Source organism: Microbacterium sp. IO18, from assembly GCF_049099505.1.
GTDB lineage: Bacteria > Actinomycetota > Actinomycetes > Actinomycetales > Microbacteriaceae > Microbacterium > Microbacterium aurugineum.
In genome coordinates this window covers 2,249,000-2,270,346 of record NZ_JBMJAF010000001.1, presented here as the reverse complement: position 1 = coordinate 2,270,346, position 21,347 = coordinate 2,249,000, and the positions used below count along the sequence as shown (strand labels likewise).

General features: G+C 67.6%; 18 protein-coding genes, 1 tRNA gene and 1 pseudogene. 7 read left to right on the top strand and 13 right to left on the bottom strand.

The annotated features are described in order from the left end of the window. The first annotated feature begins 53 nt into the window (after positions 1-53). Positions 54-136 (top strand) — tRNA-Leu (locus tag ACLF6J_RS10800). 173 nt (positions 137-309) lie between these two features. Here ACLF6J_RS10800 and ACLF6J_RS10795 read toward each other — a convergent pair. Beyond that, positions 310-840, bottom strand: a complete 531-nt coding sequence (locus tag ACLF6J_RS10795; RefSeq protein WP_134352599.1) for a DUF2087 domain-containing protein — start codon at positions 838-840, stop codon at positions 310-312. Positions 841-1,265: 425 nt separating this feature from the next. On the opposite strand from ACLF6J_RS10795, the gene ACLF6J_RS10790 reads away from it, so the two are divergent. Beyond that, positions 1,266-1,814, top strand: a complete 549-nt coding sequence (locus tag ACLF6J_RS10790) for a hypothetical protein (protein WP_134352600.1) — start codon at positions 1,266-1,268, stop codon at positions 1,812-1,814. Positions 1,815-1,851: 37 nt separating this feature from the next. Further along, a complete protein-coding gene (locus ACLF6J_RS10785) occupies positions 1,852-2,343 on the top strand; it encodes a hypothetical protein (protein WP_134352601.1) in 492 nt (163 codons plus the stop codon). Between the two features lie 90 nt (positions 2,344-2,433). Here the strand turns inward: ACLF6J_RS10785 and ACLF6J_RS10780 are convergent, their stop codons facing one another. From ACLF6J_RS10780 to ACLF6J_RS10770, 3 genes and pseudogenes are all read right to left on the bottom strand, one after another. Beyond that, positions 2,434-2,763 carry a GNAT family N-acetyltransferase gene (locus ACLF6J_RS10780; RefSeq protein WP_244093686.1) on the bottom strand — a complete coding sequence of 110 codons (330 nt, stop codon included), beginning with the start codon at positions 2,761-2,763 and terminating at the stop codon, positions 2,434-2,436. A gap of 321 nt (positions 2,764-3,084) precedes the next feature. Beyond that, positions 3,085-3,219, bottom strand: a pseudogene (locus ACLF6J_RS10775) (GNAT family N-acetyltransferase); the annotation flags it as partial. Positions 3,220-3,297: 78 nt separating this feature from the next. Continuing rightward, positions 3,298-4,101, bottom strand: coding sequence for an SDR family oxidoreductase (locus ACLF6J_RS10770; RefSeq protein WP_134352603.1), 804 nt, complete (start codon positions 4,099-4,101; stop codon positions 3,298-3,300). 180 nt (positions 4,102-4,281) lie between these two features. Here ACLF6J_RS10770 and ACLF6J_RS10765 point away from each other — a divergent pair, with 180 nt between their 5' ends. Beyond that, on the top strand, positions 4,282-10,299 hold the full coding sequence (locus ACLF6J_RS10765; RefSeq protein ID WP_421076878.1) for a DUF5979 domain-containing protein: 6,018 nt from the start codon (positions 4,282-4,284) through the stop codon (positions 10,297-10,299). On the opposite strand, the gene ACLF6J_RS10760 is transcribed toward ACLF6J_RS10765, so the two are convergent. Together ACLF6J_RS10760 and ACLF6J_RS10755 are read right to left on the bottom strand one after the other, a co-directional pair. Next, positions 10,239-11,189, bottom strand: coding sequence for a methyltransferase family protein (locus ACLF6J_RS10760; protein ID WP_244093547.1), 951 nt, complete (start codon positions 11,187-11,189; stop codon positions 10,239-10,241). The two genes, ACLF6J_RS10765 and ACLF6J_RS10760, sit on opposite strands and share 61 nt — an antisense overlap. A 46-nt stretch (positions 11,190-11,235) precedes the next feature. Further along, a complete protein-coding gene (locus tag ACLF6J_RS10755; protein ID WP_134352605.1) occupies positions 11,236-12,387 on the bottom strand; it encodes a calcium:proton antiporter in 1,152 nt (383 codons plus the stop codon). A 199-nt stretch (positions 12,388-12,586) separates the two neighbouring features. Here ACLF6J_RS10755 and ACLF6J_RS10750 point away from each other — a divergent pair, with 199 nt between their 5' ends. Continuing rightward, a complete protein-coding gene (locus tag ACLF6J_RS10750; RefSeq protein WP_269406747.1) occupies positions 12,587-12,721 on the top strand; it encodes a hypothetical protein in 135 nt (44 codons plus the stop codon). A gap of 57 nt (positions 12,722-12,778) precedes the next feature. On the opposite strand, the gene ACLF6J_RS10745 is transcribed toward ACLF6J_RS10750, so the two are convergent. From ACLF6J_RS10745 to ACLF6J_RS10730, 4 genes are read right to left on the bottom strand one after another with little or no spacing between them, the layout of a single operon-like run. After that, the gene (locus ACLF6J_RS10745) at positions 12,779-13,483 is read right to left on the bottom strand and encodes an aspartate/glutamate racemase family protein (protein WP_134352606.1); all 705 of its coding nucleotides are present in this window, start codon (positions 13,481-13,483) and stop codon (positions 12,779-12,781) included. Between the two features lie 7 nt (positions 13,484-13,490). Next, complete coding sequence (locus tag ACLF6J_RS10740; protein ID WP_134352607.1) at positions 13,491-14,504, bottom strand: hypothetical protein; 1,014 nt, start codon at positions 14,502-14,504, stop codon at positions 13,491-13,493. Between the two features lie 7 nt (positions 14,505-14,511). Continuing rightward, positions 14,512-16,350 (bottom strand): substrate-binding and vWA domain-containing protein, encoded by a 1,839-nt coding sequence (locus tag ACLF6J_RS10735; protein ID WP_134352608.1) that lies wholly within the window; start codon positions 16,348-16,350, stop codon positions 14,512-14,514. A gap of 32 nt (positions 16,351-16,382) precedes the next feature. Then, positions 16,383-17,207, bottom strand: coding sequence for a shikimate 5-dehydrogenase (locus ACLF6J_RS10730; protein WP_256535467.1), 825 nt, complete (start codon positions 17,205-17,207; stop codon positions 16,383-16,385). 595 nt (positions 17,208-17,802) lie between these two features. Between ACLF6J_RS10730 and ACLF6J_RS10725 the strand changes: the two genes are divergently transcribed. Continuing rightward, positions 17,803-18,009: a cold-shock protein gene (locus ACLF6J_RS10725; protein ID WP_017203899.1), complete on the top strand. Its 207-nt coding sequence runs from the start codon at positions 17,803-17,805 to the stop codon at positions 18,007-18,009. A 133-nt stretch (positions 18,010-18,142) separates the two neighbouring features. Here the strand turns inward: ACLF6J_RS10725 and ACLF6J_RS10720 are convergent, their stop codons facing one another. Then, complete coding sequence (locus tag ACLF6J_RS10720; RefSeq protein ID WP_134352609.1) at positions 18,143-18,811, bottom strand: HAD hydrolase-like protein; 669 nt, start codon at positions 18,809-18,811, stop codon at positions 18,143-18,145. A gap of 145 nt (positions 18,812-18,956) precedes the next feature. Between ACLF6J_RS10720 and ACLF6J_RS10715 the strand changes: the two genes are divergently transcribed. Beyond that, positions 18,957-19,205 carry a response regulator gene (locus ACLF6J_RS10715; protein ID WP_134352610.1) on the top strand — a complete coding sequence of 83 codons (249 nt, stop codon included), beginning with the start codon at positions 18,957-18,959 and terminating at the stop codon, positions 19,203-19,205. Positions 19,206-19,216: 11 nt separating this feature from the next. Here the strand turns inward: ACLF6J_RS10715 and nucS are convergent, their stop codons facing one another. Together nucS and ACLF6J_RS10705 are read right to left on the bottom strand one after the other, a co-directional pair. Continuing rightward, complete coding sequence (gene nucS, locus ACLF6J_RS10710) at positions 19,217-19,912, bottom strand: endonuclease NucS (RefSeq protein ID WP_047522024.1); 696 nt, start codon at positions 19,910-19,912, stop codon at positions 19,217-19,219. Between the two features lie 169 nt (positions 19,913-20,081). Continuing rightward, positions 20,082-21,320: an MFS transporter gene (locus ACLF6J_RS10705; RefSeq protein ID WP_047523467.1), complete on the bottom strand. Its 1,239-nt coding sequence runs from the start codon at positions 21,318-21,320 to the stop codon at positions 20,082-20,084. Between the last annotated feature and the right edge of the window lie 27 nt (positions 21,321-21,347).

Below are 21,347 nucleotides of genomic sequence, written 5' to 3'. Positions count from 1 at the left end.
GGTGAAATCGCGTGATATCCTCGGGAAGTTGAGTTCTTCGGAACGAGACACTCGCGCGAGTGGCGGAATGGTAGACGCGCTGGCTTCAGGTGCCAGTGTCCGTAAGGACGTGGGGGTTCAAGTCCCCCCTCGCGCACAGTGGGTGTATCTAGGAAACTAGACGGATCCGATTGCGAAACCGGCCCGGTTCCATTTAGGGAACAGGGCCGGTTTGTTTTGTGCCGGTTGAGCGGGCGTTTCGGCTCCTCTGGCGAGCTCGTTTCCGTCCTCGGTACAGTTAGTTGAATGAAGTCTCCCTCCATGCCCACCTCAAACGCTGCGGTGGTCGGACGAGCCAGACTCGACCCGCTCGGCCGTGGCTGCCCGCCAATAGCTTGAGCCATCAACGCTGCGATCCAGAACACCGTGCACGACGAGGTATCGCCGCAATGTCGGGATGTCGTCGGTGAGCGAGGCAAGCCGGTCGTTCAGCTCGGATTCCGAGATTCGCTCGCGAGTTGGGACCACCTGTACCCCGAGTTTCTCGAGGAACTCTGCTCGCTCGGCGGGGCGACGAGGAAACCACTTGATGCGCCCGTTCTCATCGAGCCACGGCGAGGCGCCGTCTGACGTTGCGCTCCGTAGCGCTGCTAGTGCCGCCCGGATCTCGACGACGTTCAGTCGGCTTGCAGCGGTCTCATCAGTAGTGATGAGACCGCTCTGTACGAGCGATCTCATGGCCTTCTCCTTGCGAGCGGGAGAGAGGCTTTGCTCTGGTCCATTGGCGAGCACGAGCGAGGCGAACAAGCGGGCAACTTCCTCGTTAGCCAGGCAGGCCAGCATTGCGCGAACGTCACTCATGATGCCCCAACCCTCTCAGACGCTTTCGTGCGAACTCGCATGGGGCCGACGTACGCGAGCGCGACGACGATCCCATAGAGGACGCAAGACGTGGCGATGGCCCACTCGATCCCCCACACGTCCCCGAGCACCATCGTTGCTGGCGCAGTGGCCCGGTGGCCACACGCTATGGCGCAGTAGTGCCGTCCACGGATGAATCTCGACCCGTTGAGTGCCTGCGGGAGGACATTAGGTACCTGGAACGATGGCTCTGAGTGGCAGGAGAACTTGTCCGTGCCTCACCAACTGGGAATGGTTGCGCCGAAAGTTGAGAAAGCAGCGGAAGGGGTGTTGGGGAAGTCCCACCAGTTCACTGTGGCGCTACCGCCGCTAGGCTTCTCGGATGCGCTGAGACGATTGGCGGACCAGTGACAGAGAGGACGCCGATGATGGACTCCTCCCCTGAACACCTCCGCGGAAGCGGGACCATGGTCTCGGAGGCCGCCCCCACCGCGGCGCTCCTCGGGTGCATCCTTGTCTCTGCGCACCTCGTGCTCGGCGGAACAGCGTCTCTCGCGCTTTCCGGGATCAACCCGTTGGCGGCGTGGCCATACATTGTCGGGTTCGCGCTCGCGGCGGCAGGTACCTTGCTCAGCGCGTCGCAGCCTCGCACGTCGAAAAGCCATGCCGTTATCACCGTTAGCGCGGGTGTGCTGGGCGTGTTGACGTTGCCCATCGCATGGTTGTACTTCGGTTTCGCAGGAATCGGGGTGGAGACGGACGCACAAGTGGCAGGGCTCCTGGCAGCGTTCATCGCCGCTGTGGTTCCGCTCGTGATGGTTTTCGTCGTCGGCCTCGTCTCGTGGCGGAACGCAGAATGGACGCGTCGGACCGTACTACGGCTGACGATGGTGCTCGTTCTCGTCGCGGTCGCGGTCAGCATCGGGTGCATCGTCTTGGCGCGAGTCTTGGTCCCTGGCTCCGGAGCAAGTTGATGGTGGCAGAGGGGAATGAGGGCCGTGTTTGATGAGCGTGAGTGAACCCCGGCCACATCCACAGCTCTCGAATGCGGAGCATGTTCTCACCGCGGGGGCGACCGTCGCCGTCTTTGCGGGCGTGATCAGCCTCGTCAGCTGGGCGGCGGCCGGGGCCCCGTTGACCGCCTACTCGTCGGCAGCGACTGCGGCTATGTCCGCGTTCGCTGCCGGAGCAGGCATACGAGCATTGGGTGGGCTGATCACGCGATTTTCGCGTCGCGTCGGGGTCATTCTGCTCGGTGACGTGGGGGCGATCCTCATCGGCGCAGCGGTCGTGCTGGCGGTGGGGGCCATCCACGATTCGTCGGGATCCGGGCTGCTCACGGTCGTCACGACACTCGGGTTCCTCCTGCCGGCCGTCGTCGTTCTGTCGCCGCTCGCGACGCTTCTGGCCCGGAACGCAGCTGCTCGCCGTGTTCTGTTCACGCTGGCGGCATTGCTCTTCCTCGTCGCCTTGACGGGGTACGGTGCTTCGTTCTGGCGCTAGAGGTCACCGCGGTCTGGCGTACACGTTCCAGATCCCCGCAGCCCACGGAACGTCAGCAGGTTGCAGCGGTCGACGAGCTGGACATCACGCTCAGGCGAGCGGGCCCTCGAGCACGGTCAGCACATCCGCCTCCTCGAAGCCGAAGGAGCGATTGAGCGTGAGCATCGGTGTGTTCGTCGGCTCGGTGTAGGTCTGCAGGATCCGTGCCCCGGTGCTCTCCGGAAGGCTCATTAGCAGACGGGCATTGGCGACTTTCAGCGCGCGTCCGACGCCGCGACCGCGCACCCGCTCTTCGACGAAGGTGTCGTCCTGATGCGCGACCTCGGGATCAGAGCGGGAGAGCAGGATCTCCGTGTACCCGACGGATTCCTCGCCCGCACGCGCCAGACTCCGCACCAGGATGTATCCCTGTTCGGACATACGTCGCTCATTGCGGCGGACGGCTTGGACATCAGGGCGCATCGTCGAGCGGGTGAGAGTGCCCATCGGCACCTCGTCCGACATGCGTGATCGGAGTCGCGCCCACCCTTCGAGTAACTCATCGGGACAGGGCCCGGACCACGAGCGGATGTCGATGTCGTCAGGACGTTCGTCCTGGTCGGCAAGCGTTCCCTCGGATATCGGAAGGCCGACGATCTGCCGGCTCTCGCGGCTGCCGACCCTCAGTCCAGCGGACCAGGCGAACGAGACTCCGTCATCGGAATACGTCTCGGCGCGGATCACCGTGGCCGAGGGTCGCAGTGCTTCCCTCACGGCGCGGAGCAGTGCCCCGCCGATCCCGCGCCGCCGGTGATCATCGCGGACAGCGATCTCGACCTCGGCGGGATCGCCGGGGTGCACGTGCGCTTCGGCCGCGCCGACCGCGACCCCGTCGATGTCTGCGGATCGACCACTTCGATCTTCACTTCACCCACAGTCACCTCCTGTCGCCGACGCAGGATCGATCAAGCGACATCACCCGCGCGGGGCGTCGTTCCAGGACCAGATGTCGTCTCCACGCAGGACGGCATCAGCCCCGCCGTCGCAGTAGATCGTCTGTCCGGCCATGTGCGTGTTGACCGGGCTCGTCAGCCACACCAGGAGCTCGGCGATCGACGAAGCCGGCTGGTGGTAGTTGAGCGGCATCGGCACCGCGGCGTCGACCTGGGCGAGGCCCTCGGGGCTCGCGAGCAGGCCTGAGGTCATGGGCGTCGTGACGGTGCCGGGTGCGACGGCGTTGAGGGGGATGCCGGCTCCGGCCCAGGCCGCCGAGACGGATTCACGGCGAACCCAGCGTGAGAGGGCGCGCTTGCTCGAGGAGTAGTTGAGGTAGCCGGTCTCGGGGGTGGCTGCGAGTCGGTCGCCGATCGTCAGCGCCAGGGACTCGTCGCCGGCCAGAGCCGCATCGACGAGTTCGGCCGACACCGGGTGCAGCGACGCCATCGATGACACCACCGCGGCGCGCGGCTGATCCGCGAGGCTCAGCTTCGGCAGGAGTGCGGTGAGGAACTCGGTGACGCCGAAGAAGTTGATCGCCACCGTCTTCGCGATCGGTGCGGAGATGCCGGCGCAGGCGATGACCGCGTCGATGCTGCCGCCTGCAAGAGAGATCACATCCTCGGCCGCGGTGGCGCGACCCTCGGCGGTCGACAGGTCTCCGGACACCTCGACGCCTGCGAGATCGACGCCGATCACGGTGTGTCCCTGTGCGCGGAGCAGCTCTGCGGTCGCGGCGCCGATGCCGGATGCCGCGCCGGTGACGACGTATGTGCGGGTCATGGGTCCTCCTGGAGTGCGGAACGTCACGTGTGAGGCAACTATCCCAGAGGTCGTGGTCGTCCTCACCCCACGCGGGTGAGAGAGCGTCCACAACCCCTGGTAGAGAACCATCTCGGCTCCTAAACTCCAGACGACACGCACTCCTTCGTTGCCCTGTGGCTTCCCCACGAAACGAGCACCATGTCCACGACGTCTCGACCCGCTGAACACCGGCTGCGCCGCCTCCTGCTCGCTCTCGTCGCGATCTTCGGACTCGTCGGGGCCGGGTTCGCCGTTCCCCTCGCCGCGCAGGCCGCGGAGTCGTCGCTGCGCATCGACAAGCGCGTCGACGACCTGGAAACGCAGGACACTCTCCAACCCGGCGACGAGTTCACGTACACGGTCGACCTGGTCTGTGATGACGTGGACTGCCTCAACGTCGTCCTCACGGACACGTTGCCCGCCGAGTTCGAGGGTTTCCAATACGTCGGTTCCTCGTTCACACCCTCCACGCTCCCGTTGACCGCGACGACCACCGGGTGCGTCGAAGAAGGCGGCGTGCCGGTCGAGGTCAGCGACGACTGCACGGTCCAGGTCGTCTTCCAGCAGCCGGTGGACGGAGGGATCGGACTCGAAGCGGGCGGGACGTTGAAGCTGAGTGTCGTGCTGCGAGCGCCCCTGGATCTTCCGGCCGACTGGGCATACAACGGCGACACCGTCACCAACACGGCGACGGCGGACTGGGACAACGGTCCCGGAGACGTTCCCGCGACGATCCAGGACAGTGCGGACGCCGTCGTCACGGTCGAGACGGTCATCGGCGTCGAAGCCAGCAAGAGCTGGTTGCCCGAATCACAGCAGTTCGACCCGGGCGTGGCCTCGACCATCACGATGGGTGCGCAGAACCAGTCGAACGTCGGGGCCGATTCGCTCGTGATCCAGGAGCCCACGAGCGCGGTGGACGGGGCGACGACGCTCGGCGCGGACAACCCCTTCCGCATCGTCGACTTCCAGGGATTCGGCGCGACGAGCCTGCCTCCTGCGGCCACCACGGTGCAGGTCGACGTCTACACGTACGACGAGGTCGCGGGGACCTGGAGCTGGCAGCCGGGCACGCCCGCCGCCACCCCGGCTCTTCCGGCAGGGACGGATCCGGCGGATGTCGGTGGTATCCGGCTGACGTACGCCGGGGGAACGGTCGAGTCCGACGCCGCCGCCTCGACGGCCTTCGTCGTGGAACAGCGCGAGACGGATCGCAACGACGACAGTTCGCTGGCGGGCGGCGACACGGTCACCAACAGCATCACCTCTGCCGTGAACGCTCCCGGCGGCGCGACGGAGAGCGATGTCGCAACGGCGCCCTACGAGATCGGATCGCTGACCGTCGATGTGCTCGCGGGCAAGACGATCACCCCCGCCGAACTCGCAGCGGGCGGAGAGGCCTCGGCCGAGCTGACGGCGACGAACACGTCGAACGGCCCCGTGCAGAGCCTGACGATCTCCGACGTGGGCTTCTTCGACGCCGACATGGTCTTCGGTGGCTTCCCGTCCGGGATCGATTACCCGGCAGGCGCCACCGGGGGCACGATCACCTGGTACATCGACGGAGTTCCGCAGGCCCCGGTCGCCTTCGCGGACGGCTCCTCCCCGGTACCACCCGCGGGCACGGTCACCGGCTTCGTGATCGAGTTCACGGGGCAGATCCCGGCGACCACCGTCGCGACCGTCGATGTCGCCATCGAGCCCGGGCTGTCACTCGTCAGTGAGGCGGCACCGACGCATCAGCGCACGAACACGATCGACGTCACGGCGACGAACGACGTCGGGACCGCCGACAGCGAGGCGTCCGATGACATCGGGGTCTACTACCCCCAGATCGGCGTCGCGCTCGACAAGCAGATCACACCAGGAGGCGCGGTCGAGCCGGGCAACAGCGTCGTCGCCAGCCTGACCGCGACCACCCAGACCGGCGTCGCACAGGTCGATTCGACCGAGATCGTCGTCGAGGACTCCTGGCGCGACGACCAGACCGACGACTTCTGGAACGCCTTCGACATCGTGGCGATCGCGCCGACCCAGGTGCCGCCGAACACCACGGCCACCGTCGAGTACCAGCGCCCGGACGGTTCCTGGGTCACGCTCGCCACGGTCAGCACGGGCGCGACCGCCGAGACGTTCCAGATGAGCCGCGCCGAGTTCGCCGCCGCGCTCACCCCACCCGACGTGCCCTCGGATGTCACGGGCATCCGCTTCACGTTCGACAACCCCGACGGGTTCGCGCAGGGGTTCAGCGTCGTGCCGAACCTCGTATTCGATGCGCGGACCGATCTGCGCGACGGATCCGGCCCCACCGACCCCCGGGACGACCCGGAGGACGAACAGTCGGCACAGGTGCCCACCGTCTACGAGAACGAGGCCAGCGCGCAGAGCCACGGTGAGGTCGACGGTCTTCCGGATGGGATCGACAGCGATGTCGTCACCGATCAGGACACGATCGGCGTCCAGACCCCCGCCACGGACGAGGGCGTGGGCATCGACGCGAACAAGCGGTGGGTCCAGACGAGCGACAAGACCACGGATGTCGACTTCCTCGATGCGCAGTCCGGCGCGATCGTCTCGACGCGCAACGAGTGGCGGACCGGGACCAGGGGCATCGACACCCTCGTGCTCACCGATCCCGCCACGACCCCGGACTCGGATCCGCCCGGGCCAGCGAGCACCGTCTTCCAGGCCTTCGATCTGCTGAGCGTCGATCCGGTCACCCTCGAGGACGATCCGCTGCTCGCGTGGGATGACATCACCGAGGTCTGGCTGTTCGTGGACGGTGCATGGACCCCGATCGCCGCCCCCGGGGGCTCCTGGATGGGGGCGGACGGTTTCGTCGGCTACACCCTCACGCCGGAGCAGACCGCCGGCACCACGGGTGTCCTGATGATCTATGAGCCGGACGATGCCGCACGGACCGCGAGCACGGATCCGACGAGACCCGAACCCGGCTCCGGACTGGCGACGTCGGCAGTCGGGCAGTACCGGCCGACCTTCCTCACCTGGGAGCTGCGCAACGTCGTCCGCGACGAGACCGCGACGGCGGACCGGTGGGTCAGCGCCGATGAGACGTTCAACGACTCCGACCCCGGCATCGTCTGGAACAGCCTGCGCGGCGACTGGACGTCGGCGGCGGGGAACGGGAGCGACATCGAGCAGGACAACATCACCCTCATCGACCAGCCTCCCCTCGTCTCGGTGGACAAGACGGTCACCCCCGCGACGGTGACGATTCCCGAGTCCGCCGACGTGGATCCCGTGAACTATCCGAACGTGACCTTCGACATCGAGGCGAGGAACGACAGCACGGCGCGCGCCTCATACCTGCGGGTGACCGACCCGATCCCTTGTGTCGCCGGCGCGGCGGACCAGTGTGTGAGCGCACCGGATGCCTGGGCGGACGATCCGTTCGACGGCGCGGACTACGACCCCGACACCAACCCGTACGAGCGGGTCGACGTGCAGTCGCTCTCCTTCACCTACCCGGCGGACCAGGTCGACCCGGACGCCTCGACCGTCACCCTGTGGGACCGCGCGGCGGACGGGACGCTCAGCACCCGCACGCTCTCCCTCACCGACGCGGGAGGGCTCGCCACGGATGCGCTCGCGACGGTGGTCGGGGTCAGCGTCGTCTTCCACGGCATCGATCCGGCGACCGAGGGCGGCAGCATCCGTGCCGGCGAGGATCTGGGTATCGAGATCGTCACCAAGGTGCGACAGTTCGAGCGCTCAGATGCGGACCAGCTCGTCGAGCCCGGCACCGTCGCCAACGACGTCATCGCCCAGTCCTACGACCCCGTGCTGACGCCTTCCGGCAACGCCTCGACTCCGAGCGACACAGCGAACGACACGGTGGTCCTCGTCAGCGCTCTGCTCGACGCGACCCTCGCGAAGACCATCGATCCGGATGCGATCCTCGAGACCGAGCTCGACGACCCCGTCACCGTGACGCTGGAGGCGACGGATGGCGCGTCGACCGCGGCCACCCAGCAGGTGACCATCACGGACGCCGACGCGGACTTCTGGAACGGCGTGCAGCTCGCGCCCGACCCGGCGCTGAGCACCGTGCTGCCCGCCGGCGCCGATCAGGTGCGGGTCGATGCGCTCGTGGGCACCACCTGGGTGGAAGGGGCCTTCGCGGCGACCGGGGCACTCCCCGCGGGCACGGACCCGGCGCAGATCATCGGTCTCCGGGCGGTGTTCCGCAACGCCGCCGGCGAGGTCTTCTCACGAACGGCCCCTCCGGAGGACTGGACCGCGCAGCTCGCCTTCGACGTCGTCGTGCTGGCGACCCAGCGCGACGGATCCGCGCTCGTTCTTCCGTCCGCATTGCCGAACGCGGCGACGGTCGTGAGCGAGAGGCTCGATGGGCTGTTCGCCGACGCAGATGCCGACGCCGACGCCGAACTGGCGATCGACCCCGGGACGCACGAGATCGACGTCGTCAAGTCGCAGCCCGGATCGAGTCACGTCGTCTCCATCGGCGCGAGCCTCCCGTGGACGCTGCAGTTCACGAACACCGGGACGGGGTTCCTCACGATCGACCAGCTCGAGGACACGCTCCCCGAGTACCTCGATTGGGACTTCTCCCCTCCGATCTACCAGACCTCGGCAGGTGGAACGCTGTCGACCGACGTGTCCGCGTTGATCGACGACACCGGGAAGAACGTGACGTTCACCTGGCCGGACGGCGGGAACCGGATGTCGCCCGGCGAGGTCTTCACGATCACCGTGAACCTCGTGCTCGCTCCGGGACTCGCTCTCGACGGCTTCACGACGAACACGTTCGTCGTGACCACCGAGGAAGAGCTCACCGCGTGCACCAACACGTCCGGGAACGGCGAGGGCACGGTGCCCGATCTGGACCCCGATCAGTGCGGCACGACCAACTACGTGCAGCCGTCGCCGGGCGGATCCCTCGCCGCGTACAAGTACGTCAAGGGTGAGGTCTACGGTGATCTGGTCGACGGTCAGGTCAACCTGAACAACCCCGACGCGGCATGCCCGCTGGACCCCGACGGATACACTCGCACGCCGTGCGCTGCCTACACGGCGGTCGGCGCGACCGACGACTGGCGGCTGTCCGTCGTGAACAGCGGGACCGTCGGCTTCGAGACCGTGTCGATCGTGGATCCCCTGCCGCGCATCGGCGACCGGATGCTCGCGACCGGTGGCGCACGCAACAGCACGTTCGACCCGGTGCTCCTTCCGGAGTCGCTCGCCGCGAACGTCCTCCCCAGCGGAGCGACCCTGACGCTCGATGTCACGACGTCCGCGTCGCCGTGCGTGGGGACCGGCTCGAGCTCTGCGTGGTTCGGTGATCTGCTCTGTGAGACCACCGCCACCTGGGTGCCGGTGCTCTCGTACACGGGAGCGTGGGAGGAGGTCACCGGTATCCGGGTCACGATCGACTTCACGGGCACGGCCCAGGGGGCGTTCGCGCCGGGTCAGGTGCTCGCGCTGCACTACGAGACGCAGAACGTCCCGGAGTCGACCGCGTACCCGGACCTCGCTCCGATCACCGTTCCCGACGCCGGCGGCTTCGCGTGGAACCAGATGGGCGCCGTGGGAACGGCTGCGGGCGGGCGCGAGTACTCCGTGGCCCCTGTGCAGGCCGGGGTGACGCTGTTGGACGGCGACCTCGCGGTGCAGAAGGTCGTGGCCGGTGACGCCGACCGTGCGCCGGATGTCTTCGAGTTCCTGGTCGAGTGTACGGTCGCCGGGGTCCCGCTGGTGCTGCCGGACGACGGCATCCTCAGCGTCTCGAGCGCGAGCGACCTGCGCACGCGTCTGGACGGACTTCCTCTCGGGTCGGTGTGTCAGGTCTCCGAGACCGGAGCGGTCGGCGCGTTCGGAGAGGATTCCCGGATCAACGACGGACAGACCGTGACGATCACCACGCCCGCCACGGAGGGAGCGGAACCGCCGTTCTCGCAGATCGCCGCGATCACGAACGTGTATCCGGTCCTGCCTCCGGATCCGGATCAGGGAGGTGGCGGCGGCTTGCCGTCGACGGGTCTCGATGGGCCTTCCGCGTCTCTGTTCGCCGGGATCGGGCTGTTGCTCCTCCTCGCGGGCGGACTTCTGATCGGTCGGCGGCGCTTCGGTACCGCTCAGCCCGCGGACGCGATGAGCGGTCGTCGCGGGATCCAACAGGAGACCCGGTCGCGGTAGGTGCGGAACGCCGATCCGAAACGTTCCTCGAGGTCGGCCTCCTCGAGCGGGCGGACCAGCGCGTTCCACACGAGGGAGCCGCTGAGCGCATAGACGATCACGAGCCAGGAGCCGACCATCAGACCGATGGCCACGCCCTGCGCGATCCCGCCGATCGCCATCGGATTGCGGACGAAGCGGTACGGGCCCGTGATCACGAGCCGGCGCGGCGTCGACGACGGCAACGGCGTGCCGGCCCCTTGCAGGGCCATCGCAGTGGAGGACCAGGTCGAGAGCGCGAACGCCGCGACGAACAGGACGGCTCCGCCGACGCGGACGGCAGGGGGGAAGGCGAAATGCAGTCCCCAGCGCCACTCCAAACCGGCGATGATCGCGGGCAGAGTCACGAGGAACGTCCCCGAGAAGACGAGGGTCTGGAGCGTGGTCTTCGACACGAGCGTCCTGGCACTGGCCTCCGCCGCCGGACGGAACCGGAACGGCCCGATGAGCAGCCATTCCGAGGGCACGCGCCCCAGCAGGAGGACGACCGCGGCAGCGGTCGATCCTGCCGCTGCCGCCACCATCAGAAGGGCACCCCAGCTCGCGGTCGCCGTCACCGTGGCGTACCCGACCATTCCGATCGCGACCAGCACGGTCCACGGTGCCGCGATCCAGACGGCCTTCCGCACACCGCACGCGACCAGGGCCGACGCGATCACGAAGAACGGGATGTCCAGTGCGGCGACGATCCGGAAGTCGAGCGCGCCCAGCGTCGCGGTGCGGACGGTCGGAAGGCTGAACACCGCGACCCACCAGGCGGCGCCGGCGGCGGCTTGGACGGCGAAGTAGAGGCGTCCCCACGTCACGGCGTCGATCGTGGCAGACGCCGATGGTCGTTGGGTCGCCCTCACAGCGGCCAGTCTAGGTGGACGTTCCGTTCGATCGGTGGTCGACGCCTCAGCTGAACAGCACGACGAGGTAGACGGCGAACGTCACCAGGTGTGCGGCACCGTGCATCGCGGTCACGCGCCGGGCAGCGAAGGTCGTCACCGAGAGCAGCAGCGTGACGGCGAGCATCAGCAGGTTCGCCGGCGACTCAGCGAGGACCACGGTCTGGCCGGTGAACATGCCGATGATCAGCACCGCGGGGATGGTGAGTCCCACCGTGGACACCAGGGCGCCGTGGCAGAGGTTGTTCACCCGCTGGGCTTCGCCGCCGAGGGCCGCTCGCACGGCCGTGATGGACTCGGGGAGGAAGACGATGCCCGCGATGAGCACACCGGCGAGGGCGACCGGGGCGCCCAGGCGACCCAGACCGTCATCGAGGAGTGCCGCCATGTCGTGCGACAGCAGCACGATCGGGATGACGGTGACCACCAGCAGAGCGAGGCGGACGAGGACCTCGGTGCGGTGCTCGGCCACGACCTGACGGATCCCCCCGCCGGCTTCGGACTCTTCCTTGTGCAGCGGGCTCTGCGGCAGGCGCGGGTCGACCTCGGTGAAGTCGCTCGCCTGCGCACCCATCTGCCGGTACAGGAAGAACGCGTACAGCAGGACGGTGAGGATGATGACCGGGATCTCCTGCGCGGTCGTGAACGACCCGTCCGTGCCGATGAGGGCCGGGAGGCCGAAGGCCAGCGCGAGGAGGACGATGAGCATCGACAGGTACGCCGACGTACCGGTGCGGTTGTGCGCCATGCCGCGGTGGCGGATTCCGCCGAGCAGGAGGGCGAGTCCGATCACGAGGTTCAGGATGATCATCGCGACGGCCAGGACGGAGTCGCGCGCGATGGTGGCGTGCTCTCCCGGGCCGAGCATGACCGCCGAGATCAGGATGACTTCGATGAGGACGATCGACAGCGTCAGGACGAGCGAGCCGTAGGGGTCGCCGAGTCGATGGGCGAGGGCCTCGGCCTGCTTCACCACACCGAACGCGCACACGAGGATCACGGCGATGATCGCGCCGAGGGCGATCACGAGGACCGGGGCGGCCACGGGGGCGGCCAACACCGGGTGCAGCAGGAGGAGAGCCGCGAAGGCACCCCATCCGAGGACGATGCGGACGATGTCCGTGCCGCTGATCACCTGTCTGAGCTCTGTGCGTGACATCGCTGGACTCCTTCGAGATGGGGTCGTCCCCGACTGGTGACCGCGGCCCGGGGTCGTCCCCGTCGCAGCGCTGTGTCCACGTCGTGCTCAGCGGTGTCCAGTGTAGCAAAAACAACCCGGTCAGAAAGTAATTTGACTTCCACAGGCAACGGGCTATGGTCAGAGGTTACGCCAGCCACAGAAGGGGAAGCGAGCAACCATGTCAGGCAAGTCCATCCAGGGTCGGGGAAGCAAGAAGGCGCCGCAGCTCACGCTCAAGGAGAAGCGTGCGGCCAAGCGCGAGAAGAGTGCACCAGACGAGTTCCTGAAGCCCCGCAAAGGTGCGAAGGGCTGAGTGAACTCCCGTCCGGCGGGGGTGACGGGGCCGAGTCGCGTCACTTCCGCCGGGCACTCACGGCGTGGACGAGTTCTCGAGGGCGAGATCGACCGCGGCGTCGACGTGCAGCGCCGTCGTCGGGAACACCGGAACAGGAGCGTCCGCGGCCGAGATGAGGAGTTCGATCTCGGTGCAGCCCAGGATGATGCCCTCGGCTCCCCGCGACACCAGACGCTCGATCACCTCGACGTAGCGTCGGCGTGATTCTTCGCGGATCACGCCGTGCACGAGCTCGTCATAGATGACGGAGTGCACGGCCGCCCGGTCGTCCTCCTCCGGCACGATGGTGCGGATGCCGTGGGTCGCGAGGCGCTCGGCGTAGAACGGACGCTCCATCGTGAACGCCGTACCGAGCAGCCCGACCGTCTGCATCCCGGAGGCGGCGATCGCCTCGGCGGTGACATCGGCGATGTGGAGGAAGGGGATGGTCACCGCGTTCTGGATCCGATCCGCGACGAGGTGCATCGTGTTCGTGCACAGCACCAGCACTTCGGCGCCGGCGCCCTCGAGCGCGCGTGCGCGATCGGCGAGCAGAGCACTTGCCGCGTCCCAGTCGTCCCGCGCCTGCATCTCCTCGATCACGGCGAAGTCGAGCGAGTCCAGCAGGATGCGCGCCGAGTGGTGACCGCCGAGCCGCCCGTGCACGCGCTCGTTCGCGAGCCGATACCACTCGAGAGAAGATTCCCAGCTCATTCCGCCGAGTACTCCGATGGTCTTCATCTCACCCTCACTCCCCCGAGCTCTGCCGGAACTGCCGTTCCCAGTCGCGCAACTCCGAGCGGCCGATGAGGGAATCCAACGACACTTGGAAGCGCAGACCCGTGCGGGCGTTGACCTGCTTGATGTTGTCGACGATCTGCGTGGTCACGCCTGTCAGTGCCTCGCGCACTTCGCCGATGCGCTCGTCCGGGGCGTCCCAGAGGTCGGGCCGCGTCAGCAGATCGAGCAGGTAGTCGGGCTCGAGCGCCGCAACGAGGCGTGCGAGCTTGTCGGAGTACTCGGCTTCCGCGAGCACGATCTGGTCGGCCTCCGCCTTGGCGTCGAGGCGGACGAAGAGTTGCTCGACGTGCGAGGCGAGGGTATCGATGCCGTGTGCCGTCTCCGCAGCGGTCGGGGAGTTCGGCAGATTCGCGTAGTCGCTGCGGAGTTCGCGCAGACGATTCACCCGAAGTCGGATGCCGGGAGGCACGGGATCCGCCGTCGCAGGGGATTCGGGCTTGCGACGTCGCCGGGCGAGCACCCCGATCGCCGTCCCCGCGGCGGCCACCAGCACGGTGCCGCCGATGATCACGGGGAGCAGCCAGTCCGCTCCTCCCCCACCGGCACCCGCTCCTGGCGCGGACGGCGTCTCGTCGACGATCTGCTGCACGGTCTCGACCAGCGCGGTCTGCGTGTCGCCGTCTGCGGCCGTCTCGTTCGTGTTCGCGATGAACAGGGCCTGCTCGCTCTCGATCGCCGTCGAGGCGGCCTGGAGGTCGTCTCCGATGGCGAGCACCACGGTCGGCTGATCGGTCGCACCGACGAGCTTCTCGAGGACGTAGGTGCTGTACGGGCTGTCGATGCCGGCGTCTTTCGGCAGCACCACGACCGCGACCGATCCGTCGGAGGGCACGACTCCCGTCAGCGCTTCGGTCAGCCCGGAGCTGTCGGAGACGTCGGGCGACACGTACACGTCACCCGCGCCGAGACCAGCGATCGCGTCATCGATCCAGCCGGAACCGGATGTCGTGGTGCTGATCATGCCCACCTCAGAAGTTGTTGATCACGGAAGCGAAGACGAGGTCGATGCGTTCGGCGTCCGAGGCGTCGAACATCTGCCCTCCGGTGGCGTCGGCGATGCGCTGCAGGGCCGAGGTGTCGGCACCGGAGCCGTAGGCGATCGGGAAGATGCGCACCGGTGCGTCGGTGCCCCCCTCCTTCGTGCTCTTGCCGATCTTCGCGATCAGCGAGTCGAGTGACGTGGAGGAGTCGGTGTCTTCGCCGTCGGACAGGACGACGATCGCATTGATGCGTCCGGGCTCTGCCCGCTCGCTCATGGCCTCGTAGGCCGTGAGGACCGCGTCGTACAGGGGCGTGCCGTTGCGCTGCGCGTACCGGAGATCATCGAGCGAGGAGTCGAGCTTCTCGCCGTCGGCGCCCAGCGGCGTGACACGGCGCAGCACCTGGATGCCCTCGCCCTCTGGGGAGTCGACATCCGTCGTGAAGGCCCAGACCCCGACCTCATCGGTCGAGCGGAAGTGGTCGAGGGTCGTCTGCGCGCCCTGGATCGCACCGTCGAGGCGCGAGCGTCCGTCGCCGATCGGCTCGTCCATCGAGCCCGAGATGTCGATGAGCTCCAACACCGACGAAGGCTTTCGCACCTGTGTCCACTGGTCGATCGCGGTCGAGATCACGTCGACCTCGGGCTTGGGCAGCGTCACGCGGGGCTGTGCCGGGTCGACCCCGAAGTTGGCGGTGAACAGGTCGCCCAGCGGGACCGACTCGTCGAGCGGGCGGAAGCCGTACTCGGGGAGGATCTCCTGAGCCGCCGTGGTCTGCAGGAAGGCGGCGAAGGCCTCGCCCGCGGTGCGCTGCTCCGCTGTCACCCAGTCGGCACCGAGCACGGTGACGGGATTGTCGGACCACATCGAGCCCCCGGACGGGTAGACGGCGACGAGCTTCGTCTTCGGCGGGGTCAGCGTCTCGCCCGGCTGGACGGTGTGGGAGTCGGGGTTGCCCTTGTTGTAGTTGAGCAGGGACGTCTCCTCCAGCGCCACGGCCGACACGTACGCGGAGCCGTTGGCGCCGTTCTGCGTCTCGTCGTACAGGGTCGAGAGCACGTTTCCCGTGGTGTCGCCGTAGTGGATCACGCACTCCTCGAAGACGCGCGAGAAGTCGGCGGCGGCGTCGACGTCTGCGGACGTGAGCCCTTCCGCCTTGCCCGATGCCTCATAGGACTGCATCAGGATGGTCGAGAGCCCGGTGGTCGAGGTGTTCGGGTTCGTCTTCGAGATCTTGAACGCGCCCCAGATGTCCTTTCCGACGCTCCCCCACCCGTCGGGGTCCTGGCACAGGCCTTCGAGGTCGGTGATGCTGATCGGCTCGTCCGGCCAGCCGAGAGCCTTGGCCATCGGCTCGGGCATCCCGAACACGACCGGCGTGCGCGTGAACGATGCCGGCGAGCCGACGAGGTTCGCCGAGGCGGCTGCGCTCACGCGATCGGTCCAGACGGTCGACGCCGGCGACCACAGCGTCGGCCACAGGGCGCGGTCGTCGCTCGGCCAGTCCTCGCCCGAGGTGAGGTAGCGCGCGGCGTTTCCGGACGACACGTTCGTCGGGCGCACCGTGGCGCATGTGTCGAGCGACTCGTGCTCCGGTGAGTCCTTGAAGGCGGTCGCGAGCTCGTCGAGCATGTTGACCTTCTCCGACGACGTCGCGATGGCGATGTGCGTGCACCCGTCATCGGGGAATCCTTGGCTCCCGTCGGGCGTCGGCGTCGCTTCCCCGCCCGTGCAGGCTGCCAGCGTCAGGGCGATGACCGTTGCTGTCGCCAGGGCGGCGGTCGTCCGTCGGGGGGTGTCTCTTCGTACGGTGCGAGGCGCGCTCATGCGCCTAGGCTACCCAGGTATCGTCGCGGCGATCACGCCGTCCCCGCGCGCATGAACTCCTCCGCGGCCTGCACCTGCGCCGCGGTCGGGCGGATGCCGGTGTACAGGACGAACTGCTCGAGCGCCTGCAGGGTAGCCACTTCCGCACCCGTGATCACCGTCGCTCCCGCTGCTCGTCCCGCCCTGATCAGGGGCGTCTCCGCCGGGAGCGCGACGACGTCGAACACGACGGAAGCCGTCGAGACGGTCGTGTCGGAGAACGCCAGCGCGTGCTCGTCCGGTCCGCCGGTCATCCCGATCGGCGTGACGTTGACCAGGATGTCGGCGGTCGCGTCCGCGACGTCCGCACGCCAGCCGAAGCCGTACGACGCCGCGAGTCCGCGTCCGTTCGTCTCGTTCCTGGCGACGATCGTGACCTCGCCGAACCCGGCATCGCGGAAAGCTGCCGCGGTCGCCTTGGCCATGCCTCCCGAACCGCGGAGCAGGACCGACGCAGCCGGATCGAGCTCGTTGCGCGCGATCAATTGCGCGATCGCCGTGTAGTCGGTGTTGTGCGCCGTGAGCACGCCCTCGTCGTTGACGATGGTGTTGACGGAGTCGATCGCCGTGGCGGAGGGGTCCATCCGGTCGACCAGCGCGATGACGTCCTCTTTATAGGGCATCGAGATCGCACAGCCGCGGATACCGAGTCCCCGCACCCCGGCGATGGCCTGCGCGAGGTCGGTCGGCGCGAAGGCCTTGTAGATCCAGTTCAGCCCGAGCGCTTCGTAGAGGTGGTTGTGGAACCGTGTCCCGTTGTTGCTCGGCCGCGCCGACAGCGAGATGCACAGTGTCATGTCCTTGTTGAGCAGCGTCACCGCTTCAGGCTACTCGCGTGCTGTTCGCGCCATCTCCGCCCGGAACCCATGATCCGTGCGGGATCCGCACTCCGGCCGTGTTCGAGCTCACCGGGGTGGCGTCCATGGCGGGATCGCACCTCCTCCCCTATGGTGAAGGTGCATGCACACGGGGATTGATCGTCCCCGTCTCTCCCCAGGAGACGGAAGAGCCACCCCAGGGCCAAGACGATCCGTGCATGCGATTGGGCCCTCTCGAGTAGTTCAGTCCCCAATGGGCTACTCGAGGGGGCCGCTATCGTCGTCCTCACCGATTTTCGGATTTGTCCCCCAAAAGGGGGACAAGGCCTCCGAAAAGGAGCTAGGCTGTTTCTGACGCACCCTCCGGTCGTCTTCGGCCCTCATCGCTCCCCCCGCGGTGAGGGCCACACCATTTTCCGGGCGGCGTCCATGCCCCCTCCCACGCGCCCGCCTGCCGGATCACGGCCGTGTGCCGCTCATGCAACATTTGGATTACCTTCTTGCCGCGGCTATTCCTCTCCGGGCCTCCTCCACTAGCGTTAGCGGTGTCGGGGCATCCCTGCGTCGGCTTTTTACCCAGCAGAACAGGCAGTACATGAGCACCCAGGGCACGGTCAAGTGGTTCAACTCGGAGAAGGGCTTCGGCTTCATCTCCCCCGACGACGGAGGCGCTGACGTCTTCGCGCACTACTCCGCCATCCAGTCATCCGGCTACCGGTCTCTCGAAGAGAACCAGCGAGTCGAGTTCGATGTGGCGCAGGGCCCCAAGGGCCTGCAGGCAGAGAACATTCGCCCCGTCTGAGACGGGCGAGACACAGAACTCCCCGAACGGAGCGCGTCACGAGCGCACTCCGTCGGGGAGTTCTGTGCTTCTGCCGGGCGATGAGGTCGCACGGGCACGATGAGCGACGTGCCCGCTGACCGCCGGCTCGCGGTCAGCTGCCGATCAGCAGCGTGCGCAGTTCGGGGACGGAGCCGACGCGGAATGCGGCGTCGTCTCCTTCATGGGGGTCGCTGAAGCCCCACTCGACGAAGATCACCGGCACGCCGTTGGCCGCGCCTCCCTCGACGTCGTGGTGCCGGTCGCCGACGAGCACCGGATTCGAGGTGTCGGCGCCCAGGTCGCGCAGGCGACGGAGGGCCTCGGCGACGATGTCGGTCTTCGATGCGAGGGTCGCCTCATCCGGCGTCGCGCCGACGGTGGTCAGGAATGCCGGGCGGAGGCCGAAATGGTCGACGAGTGCGTCCACCTGGTTCTCGGGTTTGGAGCTCGCCGTCGCCTGGGGGACGCCCGCGGCATGGAGCTCGTTGATGAGCTCGGTCACTCCCGGGTAGGTCGCGACGTCGGTCGTGTACCCGTCTGCCTTACCGAGTGTGCGGTAGAAGGCGACTGCTTCGGCGGACTGCTCCGGGGTCATCCCGGCCTGGTCCTGGAACGACTGGAACATCGGAGGCCCGATCCAGTGCACCAGCTCCTCGCGTGTCGGCGCGGGGTGGCCGAAGTGCGTGAGCGCGGTGTTGAGCCGACGGAGGATGCCGACGGAGGCATCGACGATGGTGCCGTCGACGTCCCACAGTACGCAGGAGTAGGGGGAGTGGGACATGCTCCCAGCCTAGGGTGCCGCGAGAGGATGACCGTGCTTCCTGCACAGGTGTGCACCTAAGGACCTTATGCACACCTTATGTGAACGCGAAATGTCTCCATATAAGGTCGTGACAACGGCGGTTTCACGGGTGAGAATGGGGGGCATGTACGTGTCGATGGAAATCATCACGATCTTGGCGACCGCGGCGACGACTCTGGTGGCCACCGTCGGCGGATTCGGCTGGATGATCAGTCGCATGGACGCGCGGTTCGCGGCAGTGGACGCGAGGTTCGACGCGCAAGAGGCGAAGTACGACGTGAGGTTCACACGCATCGAGCAGGAGGTCTTCGAGGTGAAGATCGCCATCGCGCGGCTGGAAGGACCGACGCCGCGGCTCATCGCCGCGCGCTGAAAGGGGACGACTCAGAACAGGCGGGGGATGCCCGACTCGATGCCCTTCATGTCGTCGTAGTCGAGCACCAGGCAGCGGATGCCCCGGTCTTCGGCGAGAACACGGGCTTGGGGTTTGATCTCCTGCGCGGCGAAGACACCCTGGACGGGGGAGAGGTGGGGGTCGCGGCCCAGCAGCTCGAGGTAGCGGGTCAGCTGCTCCACGCCGTCGATGTCGCCGCGTCGCTTGATCTCGACGGCGATCGCGGCCCCGTCGGCATCCCGCACCAGAAGGTCGACCGGTCCGATCGCCGTGGGGTACTCGCGGCGCACCAGCGTCGCGCCCTCCGAGATGCGTTCGACCTGTTCGGCGAGGAGCCGCTGCAGGTCGGCCTCGACGCCGTCCTTCTGCAGTCCGGGGTCGACGCCCAGCTCGTGGGACGTGTCGTGGATGATCTCGTAGATCTGCACGCGCAGTGCGTCACCGGTCTTCTTGTGCGTCACGCGCCACACCTCGACGACGCCGGCGCTCGCTTCTTCCTCGCCGGGAACCTCGCTCGACAGCGAGCACGGCGGGCTCATCCAGTTCAGCGGCTTGTAGCTTCCACCGTCGGAGTGCACGAGCAGACTCCCGTCTCCCTTGTGCACGAGCAGACGCGTGGCGAGCGGGAGATGGGCATTGAGCCGACCGGTGTAGTCGACCGAGCAGCGGGCGATGACGAGACGCACCCGTCGAGCCTACTTCGTCGGGAAGGCCGCGCGGTGGGTCCCGCGGCCGCGTGGCGGGGTTTCGACGCGAGACCCCGCCCTCCCGCCGAAACCCCCGTCTCCAGACGTCAGCAGTTTGGGGGTTTCGGCGGTAAGCGGGGGTCTGGTGCGTGGGCGCGAGGGCTGAGCCTCAGCCCTGCTCCGTGCGCGCCACCGGTGTCTTCTCGTCTTCGCGGAGTGGACGGGCGGCTCCGGAGAACAGCCCCGACAGCACGACCAGCCCGACCAGGATGAACAGCGTGTTGAGCAGACCGATGTGCTCGCTGATGACCCCGAGGACGGGCGGGCCGCCGAGGAAGGCGACGTAGCCGATCGTGGCGGCGGCGCTCACCCGCGCCGCGGCCTTGGCCGGATCGTCTGCCGCCGCGGACATGCCCAGGGGGAAGCCGAGCGAGGCACCGACCCCCCACAGCGCCGCACCGACGAGCACGAGAGGGAAGGTCGGCGCGAGGATGAACAGCAGGATGCCGGACGCCGCGGCGACGGCGAGGATGCGCAGCACCAGGACGCGACCGAAGCGGTCGACCAGCGGCCCGCCGAACAGTCGCACCGTCGTCATCCCGATCGAGAACACCGCGAGGGATACCGCCCCCGTGCCCTCCGCGAAGCCGTGCCCCTGTTCGGTGCCCAGCGCGATCCAGTCGTTCGCGCCTCCCTCGGCGAACGACATCCCGAGCATCACCATGCCGAGCAGGTACGTCCGAGGCTCGCGCCATGCCTCCAACGCGGTGTGCATGCGTGCGCGGAACGGCGGCTTCTCGTGATCCGTCGGGTCGAGAGCTGCCTCTCGCGACGGCACCTGGAAGAAGCAGACCACCGCGATCACGGCGATCAGGACGCCGATGACGGTGGCGTGCGTGGCGACGTCGATCCTGAGCTGGGCCGCCAGCGCGCCGATCGCCGCGCCGATGACCGTGCCGAAACTGAAGAAGGCGTGGAACACAGGAAGGATCGTGCGCCTCATCTGCTGCTCGATCGCCGTCGCCTCGACGTTCATCATCACGTCGACCGAGCCGTTGCCGAAGCCGAACAGCGCCATGCCGATCAGGACCACCGTGACGGAGCCGAAGACGTTCGCGCCCAACCCGACGAGCACGATGCCGGTGGCGAACGTCAGCATCGTCAGGAGCATCCCCCGTCGCGCTCCGGTGCGTGCCATCACAGCAGGGCCGGTCGAGATGCCGACGATCGACGCGATGCCCATGCCGAGCAGGATCAGGCCGACCTGCGCGTTGTCGAGATCAAGTGCCTGCTTGATCCCGGGCACGCGCGACGCCCAGGTCGCGATCGAGAGGCCGCTCGCCAGGAAGATGGCGAAGATCGCCGCACGCCAGCGGACGAACTGCGATCGGGTGAGGGCTGAATCCATGCCGCACAGCCTATCGAATCGATTCGA